Source organism: Bradyrhizobium sp. SEMIA, assembly GCF_014844175.1.
In the GTDB taxonomy this organism is placed as follows: Bacteria; Pseudomonadota; Alphaproteobacteria; order Rhizobiales; family Xanthobacteraceae; genus Bradyrhizobium; species Bradyrhizobium arachidis.
In genome coordinates, this window is the sequence record NZ_CP046601.1 from 5302898 (window position 1) to 5317200 (window position 14303).

General features: G+C 64.7%; 12 protein-coding genes and 4 pseudogenes. 12 read left to right on the plus strand and 4 right to left on the minus strand.

Annotated elements, in window-relative coordinates:
- The first annotated feature begins 31 nt into the window (after positions 1 to 31).
- The 9 genes and pseudogenes from FOM02_RS25815 to FOM02_RS25855 all read left to right on the plus strand — a co-directional run bounded on the left by FOM02_RS25815 (position 32) and on the right by FOM02_RS25855 (position 9854).
- Positions 32 to 999: pseudogene (locus FOM02_RS25815) on the plus strand (Bug family tripartite tricarboxylate transporter substrate binding protein).
- On the plus strand, positions 996 to 1478 hold the full coding sequence (locus tag FOM02_RS25820) for a tripartite tricarboxylate transporter TctB family protein (RefSeq protein ID WP_027558869.1): 483 nt from the start codon (positions 996 to 998) through the stop codon (positions 1476 to 1478). Before FOM02_RS25815 ends, FOM02_RS25820 begins: the two are co-directional and overlap by 4 nt.
- Positions 1478 to 2977, plus strand: a complete 1500-nt coding sequence (locus tag FOM02_RS25825) for a tripartite tricarboxylate transporter permease (protein WP_027558870.1) — start codon at positions 1478 to 1480, stop codon at positions 2975 to 2977. The genes FOM02_RS25820 and FOM02_RS25825 overlap by 1 nt, the downstream gene beginning before the upstream one ends.
- A gap of 53 nt (positions 2978 to 3030) precedes the next feature.
- A complete protein-coding gene (locus FOM02_RS25830; protein WP_027558871.1) occupies positions 3031 to 3810 on the plus strand; it encodes an NYN domain-containing protein in 780 nt (259 codons plus the stop codon).
- A 147-nt stretch (positions 3811 to 3957) separates the two neighbouring features.
- Positions 3958 to 5758, plus strand: a pseudogene (locus FOM02_RS25835) (adenine deaminase C-terminal domain-containing protein).
- 151 nt (positions 5759 to 5909) lie between these two features.
- Entirely contained in the window at positions 5910 to 7700 is a 1791-nt protein-coding gene (gene gcl / locus FOM02_RS25840) for a glyoxylate carboligase (RefSeq protein WP_027558873.1), read from the plus strand.
- Positions 7701 to 7709: 9 nt separating this feature from the next.
- On the plus strand, positions 7710 to 8495 hold the full coding sequence (hyi, locus tag FOM02_RS25845; RefSeq protein ID WP_027558874.1) for a hydroxypyruvate isomerase: 786 nt from the start codon (positions 7710 to 7712) through the stop codon (positions 8493 to 8495).
- A 12-nt stretch (positions 8496 to 8507) separates the two neighbouring features.
- Positions 8508 to 9395 carry a 2-hydroxy-3-oxopropionate reductase gene (locus tag FOM02_RS25850; protein WP_027558875.1) on the plus strand — a complete coding sequence of 296 codons (888 nt, stop codon included), beginning with the start codon at positions 8508 to 8510 and terminating at the stop codon, positions 9393 to 9395.
- Between the two features lie 113 nt (positions 9396 to 9508).
- A pseudogene (locus tag FOM02_RS25855) lies at positions 9509 to 9854 on the plus strand (DUF1236 domain-containing protein).
- A 39-nt stretch (positions 9855 to 9893) separates the two neighbouring features.
- On the opposite strand, the gene FOM02_RS25860 reads toward FOM02_RS25855, so the two are convergent.
- The 3 genes and pseudogenes from FOM02_RS25860 to FOM02_RS25870 all read right to left on the minus strand — a co-directional run bounded on the left by FOM02_RS25860 (position 9894) and on the right by FOM02_RS25870 (position 11512).
- Positions 9894 to 10271, minus strand: a complete 378-nt coding sequence (locus FOM02_RS25860) for a VanZ family protein (RefSeq protein WP_027558877.1) — start codon at positions 10269 to 10271, stop codon at positions 9894 to 9896.
- A gap of 76 nt (positions 10272 to 10347) precedes the next feature.
- Positions 10348 to 10944, minus strand: a complete 597-nt coding sequence (locus FOM02_RS25865) for a thiamine pyrophosphate-dependent enzyme (RefSeq protein WP_027558878.1) — start codon at positions 10942 to 10944, stop codon at positions 10348 to 10350.
- Between the two features lie 8 nt (positions 10945 to 10952).
- Positions 10953 to 11512 (minus strand): annotated as a pseudogene (locus FOM02_RS25870) (decarboxylase).
- 243 nt (positions 11513 to 11755) lie between these two features.
- Here FOM02_RS25870 and FOM02_RS25875 point away from each other — a divergent pair.
- From FOM02_RS25875 to FOM02_RS25885, 3 genes are all read left to right on the plus strand, one after another.
- Entirely contained in the window at positions 11756 to 12805 is a 1050-nt protein-coding gene (locus FOM02_RS25875; RefSeq protein ID WP_027558880.1) for a hydroxyacid dehydrogenase, read from the plus strand.
- Positions 12806 to 12923: 118 nt separating this feature from the next.
- Entirely contained in the window at positions 12924 to 13364 is a 441-nt protein-coding gene (locus tag FOM02_RS25880) for a flagellar basal body rod protein FlgC (protein ID WP_027558881.1), read from the plus strand.
- Positions 13365 to 13495: 131 nt separating this feature from the next.
- Complete coding sequence (locus FOM02_RS25885) at positions 13496 to 13705, plus strand: hypothetical protein (protein ID WP_027558882.1); 210 nt, start codon at positions 13496 to 13498, stop codon at positions 13703 to 13705.
- A gap of 17 nt (positions 13706 to 13722) precedes the next feature.
- On the opposite strand, the gene FOM02_RS25890 is transcribed toward FOM02_RS25885, so the two are convergent.
- Entirely contained in the window at positions 13723 to 14298 is a 576-nt protein-coding gene (locus FOM02_RS25890; protein WP_027558883.1) for a GNAT family N-acetyltransferase, read from the minus strand.
- Positions 14299 to 14303 lie beyond the last annotated feature (5 nt).

Sequence of the window (14303 nt, forward strand, 5' to 3'; positions counted from 1 at the left end):
CACGTCCGCATAAGCCCTGGAGACTGCCCCGATGTTTCAATTCCCTGCGCGCCTTGTCGGCGCAGCCATCGCGCTGACCCTTGCGGCAGCAAGCCCGGCTTTTCCCCAGCAGCTCGAGCTCAAGCTGATGCGCCGGCGGCCCCAGGCGGGGGATGGGACCAGACCGCGCGCTCGATGCAGCAGGCGCTGGTCGCCTCCGGCGTGGCGCGCAGCGTGCAGGTCACCAACGTTCCCGGTGCCGGCGGCAGCGTCGGTATTGCGCAGTTCGTCAACGGCGCCAAGGGCGACGGCAACCAGCTGATGATCAACGGCTTCGTCATGGTCGGTGCGCTCGCCATGAACAAGTCGCCGGTCACCCTCGATCAGGTGACGCCGATCGCGCGCCTGACCGAGGAAATCCAGGTGATCGTGGTACCCGCGAATTCGCCGATCAAGAATGCGCAGGATCTCGCCGCCGCAGTGAAGGCCGATATCGCCAAGGTCACCTTCGCCGGCGGCTCGGCCGGCGGCGTCGACCATGTGATGGCCGCGTTGTTCGCAAGCGCCGTCGGCGCGGACGCCAAGAAGATCAACTACATCCCGTTCTCCGGTGGCGGCGAGTCGCTCGCCGCGATCCTCGGCGGCAAGGTCACCGCAGGCATTTCGGGGCTGAGTGAGTATGAAGGACAGATCAAGTCCGGCAAGCTGCGCGCAATCGGGGTGACCTCGGAGAAGCGCATCCCGGGCAGCGATATTCCGACCTTCAAGGAGCAGGGCATCGACCTCGTGATCGCCAACTGGCGCTCGGTCGTCGCGCCTCCCGGCATCACGCCGGAGCAGAAGAAGACGCTCAGCGACGCGGTCGAGAAGATGGTCAAGTCGGACGCCTGGAAGGAGATCCTCAAGCAGAAGGGCTGGGAGGATGCCTATCTCGGCGGTGATGCCTTCTCTGACTTCCTGAAGAAGGAAATCGTGCGTGTCACCGACGTGCTGAAGTCGGTTGGTCTCGTCAAGTCATGAGCTCAAGCGATCCCGTCCAGCCGCGGCGCGTCGATCGCGCCGGCATCGTCATCGCCGCGCTGCTCGCAGGTCTCGCCGCGGTGCTGGTCTGGGACGCGCGCGGCCTGCAATCGGCCGCGATGTACGGCATGGGGCCGGAGGCGATGCCGGTCGTGGTCGCCAGCGGTCTTGCGCTGCTGGCGATCGGTAATTTCGTCGACGCGCTGCGTGGCAATCTGCCGGAGCGCGAGAGCGCCGATCCGGTGCCCGTCGTCTTGATCCTCATTGGCCTTGCGCTGCTGATCGCCATCATCGGCTTCGGCGGCGGCTTTATCCTCGCGACGTCAGCGCTGTTCGTGACGACGTCGGCCGCGTTTGGGCGCCGCGCTATCCTGGTCGACAGCATCATCGCCCTCGTGATGTCGACCCTCATCTACCTCGCGTTCGATCGCCTGTTGACGCTGAGCCTTCCGACCGGCCCGCTGGAGCGATTGCTGTGATGGACACTTTTGCGGCGCTGGCCCACGGCATGGCCGTCGCTGTCCAGCCGATGAATTTGCTCTATGCGCTGATCGGCGTGTTTCTGGGCACCGCCGTGGGCGTCCTGCCCGGCATCGGCCCGGCGCTGACGGTCGCGCTGCTCCTGCCCGTCACCTACAAGCTTGACCCCGGCGGCTCGCTGATCATGTTCGCCGGCATCTATTACGGCGGCATGTATGGCGGCTCGACCACCGCGATCCTGATCAACACGCCGGGCGAAAGCGCCTCGATGGCGACCGCGCTCGAAGGCAACAAGATGGCCAAGGCCGGCCGCGGCGGGCCGGCGCTGGCGACCTCCGCGATCGGCTCCTTCGTCGCCGGCACCATCGCCACCATTGGCCTGGCGTTCCTCGCGCCGTGGCTGGTCGATTTCGCCGTGCGCTTCGGCCCCGAGGATTACTTCGCGCTGATGTGCGTCGCCTTCGTCACGGTCTCGGCGACCTTTGGCGATTCCCCGGTCCGCGGCCTGACCAGCCTGTTCATCGGCCTGACGCTCGGCCTCGTCGGCATCGACAAGCTGACCGGTCAGGCGCGCCTCGCATTCGGCGTCCCTGAATTGCTCGACGGCGTCGAGGTGACGACGCTCGCGGTCGGCCTGTTCGCAGTGGGCGAGGCGCTCTACGTCGCATCGCGCCGTCACCACACCGAGGAGAAGCTCGAGCCGGTGCGCGGCTCGCTGTGGATGACCAAAGAGGACTGGAAGCGGTCGTGGAAGCCGTGGCTGCGCGGCACCATGTTCGGCTTCCCGATCGGCGCGTTGCCCGCGGGCGGCGCCGAGATCCCGACCTTCCTGTCCTATTCGACCGAGAAGCGGCTGACGAATCATCCCGAAGAGTTCGGCAAGGGCGCGATCGAGGGTGTCGCAGGACCTGAGGCGGCCAACAACGCTTCCGCCGCGGGCACCTTGGTGCCGCTCTTGACGCTGGGCCTGCCGACCTCGGCGACCGCTGCGATGATGCTGGCGGGCTTTCAGCAATACGGCCTCAACCCGGGGCCGCTGCTGTTCGCCGAGCGGCCTGACCTGGTCTGGGGCCTGATCGCCAGCCTGTTCATCGCCAACATGATGCTGCTGGTGCTCAACCTGCCGCTGGTCGGCCTCTGGGTGCGGCTGCTCGCGATCCCCCAGCCCTGGCTTTATGCCGGCATTCTCGTCTTTGCGACCATGGGAACCATCGCTGCAAAGCCCTCCGTGGTGGAATTGTCGATGCTGGCCGGCTTTGGTGTGCTCGGCTTCCTGATGCGGCGGTTCGATTTCCCGATCGCGCCGGTCGTCGTCGGCCTGATCCTCGGCCCGATCGCAGAAAGCCAGCTCCGCCGCGCGCTCGCGATCAGCCTCGGCGATCCCATGACGCTGGTCCAGAGCCCGATCTCGGCAACGCTGCTTGGCATCGCGTTGATCGCGCTCCTGGCGCCCTTCGTGCTGAAGGGACTCGGGCGGTTCAAGGCGAACGAGGATTAGCGATCCGTCGCGCGAATATCTGCTAGTCTCCCATCCATCCCGTGGGGAACGTCATGCCGTCGGAAATTCGCTCGCCTCGTCTCGCTGTCCTGATCGATGCCGACAATACGTCGGCCAAGATCGCGGATGGATTGTTCGAGGAGATCGCCAAGATCGGCGAGGCCAGCGTCCGTCGCATCTACGGCGATTTCTCCAACGCGCGGTCGAAGGGCTGGGCCGACATTCTGGCGAAGCACGCCATCATCCCGCAGCAGCAATTCGCCTACACGACCGGCAAGAACGCGTCCGACATCACGCTCGTGATCGACGCGATGGATCTGCTGCACAGCGGCCGCTTCGACGGCTTCTGCCTGGTGTCGTCGGACAGCGACTTCACCCGGCTTGCCGCGCGAATCCGCGAGCACGGCATCGACGTGTTTGGGTTCGGCGAGCAGAAGACGCCGGAGAGCTTTCGGCAGGCCTGCCGAAAGTTCGTCTACACCGAGAATTTGCGCGGCGGCGTGGTGAACAATCGAGATGCCGCGTCCACGCCACGTTCGCTGCAGCCGCCGGAAGCCGCAACATCAATCATCAAGAACGTCATCACCCAGGCGGAAAGCGAAGACGGCTGGGTCGAGCTTGGCGTCGTTGGAAAGCAGGTGACCAACCTGGCGCCCGATTTCGATCCGCGAACCTACGGGTCCCGAAAGTTGATCGACCTCGTGCGCAAGACCAACGCCTTCGACCTCGACCAGTCAAAGGGATCGGTGCGCATACGTGTCAAGCCTGTGACGGTGGCTGCGCCGGCGCCGAAACGACGTTCCCGGCGAAAAGCTGAGGAAGCCAAGAGCTGATCGCGAGGGCCCAAGCTCGCCATGGCCTGAAACGGCCGCCGGCGACGTTGCCCAATGCGTAAGCACGAGTGCCGTTTTATTTGAGTTGCCCCTGCCGCCGTCGGAGGCAACCATTACTGGGCTGTCCATGTCACGCGAGAGCCTCCGATGACCAAACTGACCCGTTTTTCCGTCGCGCCGCTGCACAGCATGACGCGGCGCCTCGCGGATGTTGCCTCGGGGCGCCTCGCGCCGGACCTCGTCGTCACGGGTGCGCGGGTGCTCTCGACCTATTCAGAGCGTATCCATCCAGGCCGCGAGGTCTGGATCACCGGCGCCGCATCGCGGCGGTGAAGCCGGCCGGAGCGGCAAAGAAGGTCTGGAGCGGGGTCGCGACTTACGACGCGGCCGGCGGCATCATCGCGCCAGGACTGGTCGATCCGCACATCCACATCGAATCCTCGATGGTGACGGCCTGCGCCTATGCCGAGGCCGCGCTGCTCAACGGCACCACCACGATCTTCTGCGACAGCCACGAGATCGGCAACGTCATGGACGTCGCCGGCGTCGAGGCGATGCTGGAGGACGCCCGCGAGGCGCCGCTGTCGATCTTCCTGACGGTGCCGAGCACGGTGCCGGCGACCTCGGCCGAGCTTGAGACCGCCGGTGGCGACCTCACGCCGGACAAGATCGCAGGCCTGTTCGATCGCTGGCCCGAGGCGGTCGCGCTCGGCGAGAAGATGGACTTCGTGCCTGTCACGATGGGTGACGAGCGCAGCCATGCGATCCTCGCCGCTGCCCTGAAGCGGGGACGGCCGGTGTCCGGCCATGTCTATGGCCGCGAATTCGTCGCGGCCTATGCGGCATCGGGCGTCACTGACACCCATGAAGCGATCGACCGCGACATCGCCGACGATCTGCTCGACGCCGGCGTCTGGGTGTTCCTGCGCGGGGGCCCACCGACCACGCCATGGCATTCGCTGCCGCAGGCGATCCGCACCATCACCGAGCTCGGGGCCTCGCACAAGCGCGCGGCGGTCTGCACCGACGACCGCGACGCCGACGATTTGCTGCTGTTCGGACTCGATTGGGTGGTGCGCGAAGCCGTGAAAGCCGGGATGTCGCGGAGCAGGCCTGGTCGATGGGCTCGCTGCACGGCGCGACGCGTTTCGGCATGGAGGGCGATATCGGCGGGCTTGGCGGCGGCCGCCGCGCCGATCTCGTGCTGATGGACGATCAGCTCAGGCCACAATGCACCTGGTATGGCGGCGAGCTGATGGTCGAGCACGGCAGGATTACCAAGCTGCTCGATCAGGCGCTGTCGCAGCGCTACGAATATCCCAAAGCGGCTTATGCGACCGTCAAACTGCCGGCGAAGATGAAGCTGACGCCGGAACTGCCGGCGAAGGCCTGCACCGTTAACGCAATCAAGACCGCGCTGCCCGGCATCACGCTGATCCATGAGAAGGTTGCGATCGAGCCGGTAAAGGACTGGCCGTCGCTGTTCGCGCGCTACGGTCTCTGCTTCGTCGCAGTGGTCGAGCGCCATGGCAAATCGCCTGGCAACGTCGCTCATGGCCTCCTCAAGGACTTTGGCCTGAAGCGGGGCGCGGTCGCCTCCAGCGTCGGCCATGACAGCCACAACATCATCGTCGCCGGAACCAACGAGACCGACATGCAGGTGGCGATATCGGCGATCAAGGAAAAGCAGGGCGGCGTTTGCGTCGTCGCCAACGGCGAGGTGAGGGCGCTGGTGCCGCTGCCGATCGCCGGCCTGCTCTCCGACAAGCGTGTGACGGAAGTCGCTGAAGAGGTGAAGGTGCTGAAGAAGGAATGGGCCGAGGCCGGCTGCACTATCCCCTACATGGGGTTCAATTTGATTCCGCTATCGGTCATTCCGGAAATTCGTATCACCGACAAGGGCCTGGTGCTGGTACCTCAGATGGAGCTGGCGCCGCTGTTCGAGTGATTTCTTTCATGCATTTCTCGATCTAAGCGCTTGAGGCAGCCGCATTTTTCTCAACGCTGCCGCATCGTGGAAAATAAAATCGATCTCGTTGAGATCGGCTTCTCCGCATCTGATGATCTCGCTCGCTGACTTAAACCAAGCGAGGTCCGATATGGCGAAGATGCGAGCTGTCGATGCAGCCGTGCGTATCCTGGAGAAGGAAGGCATCTCGACGGCCTTCGGCGTTCCCGGGGCGGCGATCAATCCGCTTTACTCGGCGCTGAAGAAGCGCGGCTCGATCCGCCACATCCTGGCGCGCCATGTCGAGGGCGCCTCGCACATGGCCGAGGGCTATACGCGGGCGAAGGCCGGCAATATCGGCGTCTGCATCGGCACCTCGGGGCCGGCCGGCACCGACATGATCACCGGGCTCTATTCGGCGATCGCCGATTCCATCCCGATCCTCTGCATCACCGGACAGGCGCCGCGAGCGCGGCTGTACAAGGAAGACTTCCAGGCCGTCGACATCGAATCGATCGCAAAGCCCGTGACGAAATGGGCGGTGACTGTGCGCGAGCCGGCGCTGGTGCCGCGCGTGTTCAGCCAGGCGTTTCACGTGATGCGGTCTGGCCGGCCCGGACCGGTGCTGATCGACATGCCGCTCGACGTGCAACTCGCCGAGATCGAGTTCGACGACGAGACCTATGAGCCGCTGCCGGTCTACAAGCCCGCCGCGACCCGCAAGCAGGTCGAAAAGGCGCTGGAGATGCTCAATGCCGCCGAACGGCCGCTGATCGTCGCGGGCGGCGGCATCATCAATGCCGATGCGTCGGACCTGCTGGTCGAATTCGCCGAGATCGCCAACGTCCCCGTCGTGCCGACGCTGATGGGGTGGGGCGCGATCCCCGACGACCATGTGCTGATGGCCGGCATGGTCGGCCTTCAGACCAGCCACCGCTACGGCAATGCCACGCTGCTCGAATCCGACTTCGTGCTCGGCATCGGCAACCGCTGGGCCAACCGTCATACCGGCTCGGTCGAGACTTACACCAAGGGCCGCAAATTCGTGCATGTCGACATCGAGCCGACCCAGATCGGGCGCGTGTTCAATCCCGATCTCGGTATCGTCTCGGATGCCAAGGCCGCGCTCGAACTTTTCGTCGCCGTCGCCAGGGAGTGGCGCCGGTCAGGCAGGCTCCGCGAGCGCCAGGCGTGGCCCGCGGCCTGCCGCGATCGCAAGAAGACCATGCTGCGCAAGAGCCATTTCGACAACGTTCCGATCAAGCCGCAGCGCGTCTATGAGGAGATGAACAAGGCGTTCAGCCGCGACACCACCTATGTCACGGTGATCGGCCTGTCGCAGATCGCCGGTGCGCAGTTCCTCGGCGTCTACAAGCCGCGCAATTGGATCAATGCGGGGCAGGCGGGTCCGCTCGGCTGGACGCTGCCCGCCGCGCTCGGCGTGCGTGCCGCCTGTCCGGATCGGGAGATCGTGGCGCTGTCCGGCGACTACGACTTCCAGTTCCTAATCGAGGAGCTCGCGGTCGGGGCGCAGTTCAACCTGCCCTACATCCACGTCGTCGTGAACAATTCCTATCTCGGCCTGATCCGCCAGGCCCAGCGCGGTTTCGACATGGACTACCACGTTCAGCTCTCCTTCGAGAACATCAACGCGCCCGAGATCGGCGTCTACGGCGTCGATCATGTCGCGGTCGCCGAAGGCCTCGGCTGCAAGGCGATCCGCGTCACGGACCCGAAGGACACACAGGCTGCATTCGCGACCGCGCGCGAATTGATGGCCAAGCATCGCGTGCCGGTGGTGGTGGAGTTCATCCTCGAACGCGTCACCAACATCGCGATGGGCACCGAGATCGACAATATCGTCGAGTTCGAGGAGGTGCTGGACCTGCCGCTCGACGAGGTCGGGACCAAGCAGCCCGCCGTGCTGCAGCCGGCAGAATAGGGGACAGCGATGCCGAAATTTGCCGCCAACCTCACCATGCTCTTCAACGAGATGCCGTTCCTCGACCGCTTCGCTGCGGCGAAGGCGGCCGGATTTTCCGGGGTCGAGTATCTCTTCCCCTATGATTTCGACAAGGCGCAGCTGCGCGAGCAGCTCGAGGCCCATGGCCTGACGCAGGTCCTGCACAATCTGCCCGCAGGCAATTGGGCCGGTGGAGAGCGCGGCATCGCGATCCTGCCTGATCGCGTCAGCGAATTCCGCGACGGCGTATTCCGCGCCATCGACTATGCAAAGGCGCTCGATTGCGACCAGCTCAACTGCCTCGTCGGCATTGCGCCTGCGGATGCCGATCGGAGCGAGCTTCAGGAGACGCTGGTCGGGAACCTGCGCTTCGCCGCCTCGACGCTGGCGCGGGAGAACATCAAGCTGCTGGTCGAGCCGATCAACACGCTCGACATTCCCGGCTTCTTCCTCAACGGGACCGAGCAGGCGGTGCAGCTGATCTCCGAGGTACGGTCGAACAATCTGTTCATCCAGTACGATATCTATCACATGCAGATCATGGAGGGCGATCTCGCCCGCACTATGCAGGAATATCTGCCGCAGATCGCACACATCCAGCTCGCCGATAATCCTGGCCGCCATGAGCCCGGCACCGGCGAGATCAACTATCCCTTCCTGTTCCGCCATCTCGACGCGATCGGTTATCGCGGCTGGATCGGCTGCGAGTACAAGCCGCGCACCACGACGCTGGAAGGCCTGTCCTGGCACGCCGCGCAAACATTTGAGACCTGAGGAAACCCGGACATGATCGACATCGGCTTCATCGGACTTGGCACCATGGGACGGCCGATGGCCGGCCACCTCCTGGCCGCGGGTCATCGCGTTCTGCTGCACGACGTCGCGCCGGTCGCGCCTGAGCTGATTTCTGCGGGCGGCGTCGCCTGCAAATCAGCAAAGCAGGTCGCGGAGGAAGCCGATGCGGTCATCATCATGGTGCCGGATACGCCGCATGTGGAGGCTGTGCTGTTCGGTAAGGACGGCGTCGCGGCCGGCATCTCCAAGGGCAAGATCGTGGTCGATATGAGCTCGATCTCGCCGCTGGCCACCAAGGAGTTCGCGAAGAAGATCGAGGCGCTTGGCGCGGACTATCTCGACGCGCCGGTGTCGGGCGGCGAGGTCGGCGCGAAAGCTGCGAGCCTCACCATCATGGTCGGCGGGCCGGAGCGCGCCTTTGGCACGATGAAACCGGTCTTCGACAAGATGGGCAAGAACGTTACCCATGTCGGTGCCAATGGCGATGGCCAGACCACCAAGGTCGCCAACCAGATCATCGTCGCGCTGACGATCGAGGCTGTGAGCGAGGCGCTGCTGTTCGCATCGAAAGCCGGCGCCGATCCGGCACTGGTGCGCAAGGCGCTGATGGGCGGTTTTGCCTCGTCGCGGATTCTTGAAGTGCATGGCGAGCGCATGGTGAAGCGCAATTTCGAGCCCGGCTTCCGCATCGAACTGCATCAGAAGGATCTCAACCTCGCGCTCGAAGGCGCCCGCTCGCTCGGCCTGTCGCTGCCGAGCACGGCGGTAGCGCAGCAATTGTTTTCGTCCTGCACTGCGCATGGCGGCAAGGCCTGGGATCATTCCGCCATGGTGCGGGCGCTGGAACTGATGGCGGGCCATGAGATCGCAGCCAGCTGAACCGTTACGCGGTAACACTCTCCGGATGTGATGCATCTTTCGACCCGGCGGAACCGGAACAATGCTCCGGTCCCGCGGGTTGAAAGCGCACAACAACACTGGAGAGTGTGAATATGAAGTCCCGTCTTGCGATTTCGTTGGCTGCCGCGTCGCTGCTGGCGTCGAGCGCAGCCTTTGCCAGTCGACGACCGAACAGGGCGCCAGGGACGGCGCGCGGTCGGCGGCACCGTCGGGGCGGCCGTCGGCGCGGGCCTCGAGATTCCGAATGCAGTGCTGGGCGGAATCCCGCGCAGTGACTCCGTCGTGGTCCAAGAGCGCGTCGTGGTCGGCGAGCCGCTGCCCCCGACCGTGGTGCTGCGACCGGTGCCGAACTACACCGAGTACCGCTATGCGGTCGTGAACGATCGCCGCGTGATCGTCGAGCCGCGCACGCGCCGCGTGGTGAAGATCATCGACTGATCGAAGCGTAGACTTTGGAGAGCCGGGCCCTGCAGAGCATCACTCCGCGGGGCCCTGGCTTGTCAGGGTCGCATTTGCGCGAAGGCGCGCGAGCGCCCAATCGGCTGCGGTGGCGAGCGCAAAGCCGATGCAGGCCGTGCCGGCATCGACCAGAAAATCCTCCAGCCGCGCATGCCGTCCCGGTGCCCACAATTGCATCAGCTCGAGCATGCCGATCAGGGCCACCGCGATAGCGGTGACTGCCAGGCGGCGATTCCTATAAGCGAGGCCAAAGGCCAGCCCGACCAGGAGGAAGGCGAGGGCATGCTCGCCATCCTGCCCGAGATCGGAATGCGGCCGCAGGGTCGGCGGTCCCAAGGTCGCAAAAGTGACGGCGGCCGCTAGAAGCCAGGCAAACAGGCGAACAAGAATGGACATCCGGCGCCGATAGCACGGATTTGCAACGGCCTGTACCGGATATGGATCAGATCGCCGTGTAGTTAATGACGAAACCTTAAAGTGGCTCGCGCACGCCGAGGCCGTGCATGAAACGCTCCCGTATTTGCACGGGGTCACGCCGGGTGGTGCCGACCCCGGGCTTGTCGTCGATGCGCACCGCGATCAGGCTGGGCTCGGAGCGTGACATCGCCTCGTCGACCAGACGCTCGAAATCCTCCTCGTCCGCGGCCCAGGCGCTGTTGGCGAGCCCTGAAGCGGTGGCGATGCCGACGATGTCGGCCACACTCGCAGCCGGCGTCGGTTGCGCGCCGGTGATCTGGTAGATGCCGTTGTCCATCACGATCATGATCAGGTTCTTCGGCTTCAATGCTGCAATGGTCGAGAGCGCGCCGAGTTGCATCAGCAGCGAGCCGTCGCCTTCGAGCGCGAAAACGCGGCGGTCGGGCTGCGCCAGCGCGACGCCAAGCGCGATCGGAAAGGCGAGGCCCATGCTACCGAGCATGTAAAAATTCTGCGGGCGGTGGCCGGCGGCCCAGAGATCGAAATTGGTATTGCCGATGCCGCCGATCACGGCTTCCTCGTGCTTGAGCTTCGCGATCAGGCGCGAGGTGACGTCGAAGCGGTTCATCACTTTGGTGTTGCGCGTGGTCATGGCAGCGCTCACTTGTCGAAGGTCTTGCCGCCGGTGAGCAGCGGGTTGAGGATCAGCGCCACCGGCGCTGCGTGGTCACGGCCTGCTTGATCGAGCGGTCGGCGATGAATTCGAGCTCGTCGAGCCGGGTGATGGTGTGGTGCTCCAGCGCGAGCGAGTCCAGCACCGGGCGCATGGTGCGGCAGACCAGCGACTGTCCGTAATTGAACTCGCCGAGCGTGCCGCGCTCGGACACGAACATGATCAGCGGGATCTGGTAGGGCACCGCGAGCGAGGCGAGCACGTTGGCGAGCGTTGCAAAGCCGGAGGTCTGCATCAGCACCGCGCCGCGTCGTCCACCCATCCAGGCGCCGGAGACAATGCCGACGGCCTCTTCCTCGCGGGCGGTGGCGAAGGTGGTGAAGAAGGGATCGGCATGCAAATTCTTGATCAGCGGCGTCAGCACGCGGTCGGGCACGTAAGGGATGAGGCTGATCTCGTTCCGCTTCAGGGTCTGCAGGACGATGCCATGCCAGCTCTTGTCGCCGGACCCCTGTGCCGCCTGAGCCTGCTGTTCCGCAATCGCCATTGCGTTCTCCCTCGAGCCGCGCATGCTTCTTGGTTCTGGCCGTCGCGGCGGTCTGCCGAACTTGACGCAGGCAGCGGGATTGTCAACATGCCCGGGCCGGCACCGTGATCTGCGCCAGACGGCCTGCCGCGGCCGGCACCGCCATGGCATAAGCGGCAACAATGAGAAACGGGAGGGACGCATGGACGGGGCGCGGATTGCGCAGGCCTTGCGGGTCTCCATGAGAGAGCCGGAAGGGTCCTGATGTCCGTCAACAGCAAGCGCGTCTTCTACGTCAAATATCTGGCCAATCCGATCTATATCGACATCCTGAAGGCGCGCCCCGATGTCCGGCTCGATCGCATCGAGAACGAGAGCCCCGAGGATTTCTACGCGCCTATCCTGAGCGCGGCCCATGTCTACCAGATCGGCGCGGCCCGCGACGAACTGGCGCCGCACTTCCATGTCGACGCCGCCCTCCTGAAGCGCACGCCAAACCTCCTGCTGGTCTCCAGCAATGGCGCGGGCTTCGACCCTGTCGACGTCGAGGCCTGCACGGATGTGGGGGTCCTGGTCGTCAACCAGTCCGGCGGCAACGCCCATTCCGTCGCCGAGCACGCGCTGGCGATGATGCTGACCTTGTCGAAGCGCATCATCCAGTCCGACCGCAGGCTCCGCAGGGAGTCCAACGTCAACCGCAACGAGCTCGTCGGCAACGAGATCGAGCACAAGACCGTCGGCATCATCGGCCTCGGCAATGTCGGCCGCCGCATCGCCGCGCTGTGCAAGGGCCTGTTCGGCATGAAGGTGCTGGCCTACGATCCGTACCTCACGGCCGAGGTGATGGCCGAGCGGGGCGGCGAGAAGGTGGAGCTCGACGAGCTCTTGCGCCGCGCCGATTTCGTCTCGATCTCCTGCCCGCTGGACAAGCGCAGCCGCAACATGATCAGCACGCGCGAGTTCGCGCTGATGCAGCCGCACGCCTATTTCATCACCACGGCACGCGGCTTCATCCACGATGAGGATGCGCTGCTCCAGGCCTTGCGCGACAAGCGCATTGCTGGCGCGGGTCTCGACGTCTGGTCCAAGGAGCCGCCGCCGCCGGAGCATCCGCTACTCCAATTGGATAATGTGCTGGCAAGTCCGCACACCGCGGGCGTGACGATCGAGGCGCGTCAGAACATGGGCCGCATTGCCGCCGAGCAGGTGCTGGACACGCTCGACGGCAAGCGCCCGCCGCGCATCATCAATCCCGAGGTCTGGCCGCGCTATGCCGAGCGCTTCAAGCAGGCTTTTGGCGTGACGCCGCAGTAGCGGACGTGCGAAGTCTGTTCGTGCTCCGATCGTTGGTTACCAGGCTCAAAACAGAAAGCGGCAGATTTTACTGATGCCGTGAATGAACGCGTATGACTTGTCCTGTAGATCAGGATGCATGAGCATACTCTCGATTGCGACCTCCGGACTTTCTGCGGCGAGCCTGCGCGTGAACGTCGCCGCCAGCAATATCGCCAACATCAACACGACCGGGCCGCTCCCCGTGTCAGGCGGATCGAGCACATCGGCCAGCTCGGGCATTGCTCCGACGTATCCCGCCGCTTATGTGCCGCTGCGCGTCGATCAGGTCTCCCAATCGAGCGGCTCGGCGCCCGGCGGTACGATCGCGACCGTGTCGGCGGTTTCGCCGAGCTATACCGCGCAATCCGACCCGAGCGCTCCCTTCGCAAACCAGGATGGCCTGGTCGCCGCGCCGAACGTCGATCTCGCGAGTGAATTTGTTGAGCTGGCGACCGCAAAATACAGCTTCATTGCCAATGCGAAGGTCATTCAAGCCTACGCCGAGACAGAAGACACGCTTCTCGACATCAAGACGTGATCGCTGACGGATCGTCTCAAGGCCTAGCTTTGGCGGCGGGAACCGTCGCCAACCTTGATCCGCGTCAAAATCTCCTTTCCCCATCCGGCCTAAATGGGATTACAGTGCCGCCGGGGCAGCAGGGAGGTCCCATGTCCACTTATGTCGTCAGATTCATGAAGGACGTGTTCGGCCACGGGCGGGAGATCGAGGTTTGCCAGGGCACCCTCGAGGTCGACGCCTGCGATGAGAACGAAGCCAAAGAGCGGGCGAAAGCAAAATTCTGCAAGGACCAGGCCTTGCATCACTGGTCTCTGCATGCCGACCGGATTCAGGTGAAATCGGCTGACCTTCCGTCGTAAAGGCCGCGCAGGCCTATCTAGCGTCCGGGCGCCGTGAGCGCCGGCGGGGAGGTTGCGCCCGCGCCGAGCGAGCGCTGTACCATGACGGTGTCGGACCAGCGGCCGTGGCGATAGGCGACGCCGCCGAGCAGGCCGGCGCGCGCGAAGCCGAACTTCTCGTGCAGCGCCAGCGAGGGCGCGTTGTCGGCATCGATATAGCCGATCATCTGGCGGAAGCCGGCCGCAGCGCAGGCGTCGATCAATTCGCCGAGCAAGAGCCGTCCGACGCCGCGGCCGAGATGCTCGTGGTGGACGTAGATCGAGTGCTTGGCGGTGTAGCGATAGGCCGGCCGCTTGCGGAACAGCACCGCATAGGCATAGCCGACGACCTCGCCGCGAAAGGTCGCGACCAGGTGCGGCAGGCGGGTCTGCTTCAAATTCTTGCGACGGTCGCGCAAATCGTCCGGCTCGGGCGCGCCGGTTCCCTCGACGTCGCGCGGCACGCCGTTGCGGACGTGATGGCGGTAGATCGCCAGCATCGCCTCGACATCGCTCTCGCGTGACGGCCTGACCAGGACAGGCTCGTCACTCGCGCGCACAGCTGTTTCGTTCATCGGCA

Coding starts and splice junctions, on each gene's coding strand:
- gcl (WP_027558873.1), top strand. CDS start 5,910: ATGGCGAAGATGCGAGCTGTCGATGCAGCCGTGCGTATCCTGGAGAAG.
- FOM02_RS25880 (WP_027558881.1), top strand. CDS start 12,924: ATGAGCATACTCTCGATTGCGACCTCCGGACTTTCTGCGGCGAGCCTG.
- hyi (WP_027558874.1), top strand. CDS start 7,710: ATGCCGAAATTTGCCGCCAACCTCACCATGCTCTTCAACGAGATGCCG.
- FOM02_RS25890 (WP_027558883.1), bottom strand. CDS start 14,298: ATGAACGAAACAGCTGTGCGCGCGAGTGACGAGCCTGTCCTGGTCAGG.
- FOM02_RS25820 (WP_027558869.1), top strand. CDS start 996: ATGAGCTCAAGCGATCCCGTCCAGCCGCGGCGCGTCGATCGCGCCGGC.
- FOM02_RS25830 (WP_027558871.1), top strand. CDS start 3,031: ATGCCGTCGGAAATTCGCTCGCCTCGTCTCGCTGTCCTGATCGATGCC.
- FOM02_RS25865 (WP_027558878.1), bottom strand. CDS start 10,944: ATGACCACGCGCAACACCAAAGTGATGAACCGCTTCGACGTCACCTCG.
- FOM02_RS25825 (WP_027558870.1), top strand. CDS start 1,478: ATGGACACTTTTGCGGCGCTGGCCCACGGCATGGCCGTCGCTGTCCAG.
- FOM02_RS25850 (WP_027558875.1), top strand. CDS start 8,508: ATGATCGACATCGGCTTCATCGGACTTGGCACCATGGGACGGCCGATG.
- FOM02_RS25860 (WP_027558877.1), bottom strand. CDS start 10,271: ATGTCCATTCTTGTTCGCCTGTTTGCCTGGCTTCTAGCGGCCGCCGTC.
- FOM02_RS25885 (WP_027558882.1), top strand. CDS start 13,496: ATGTCCACTTATGTCGTCAGATTCATGAAGGACGTGTTCGGCCACGGG.
- FOM02_RS25875 (WP_027558880.1), top strand. CDS start 11,756: ATGTCCGTCAACAGCAAGCGCGTCTTCTACGTCAAATATCTGGCCAAT.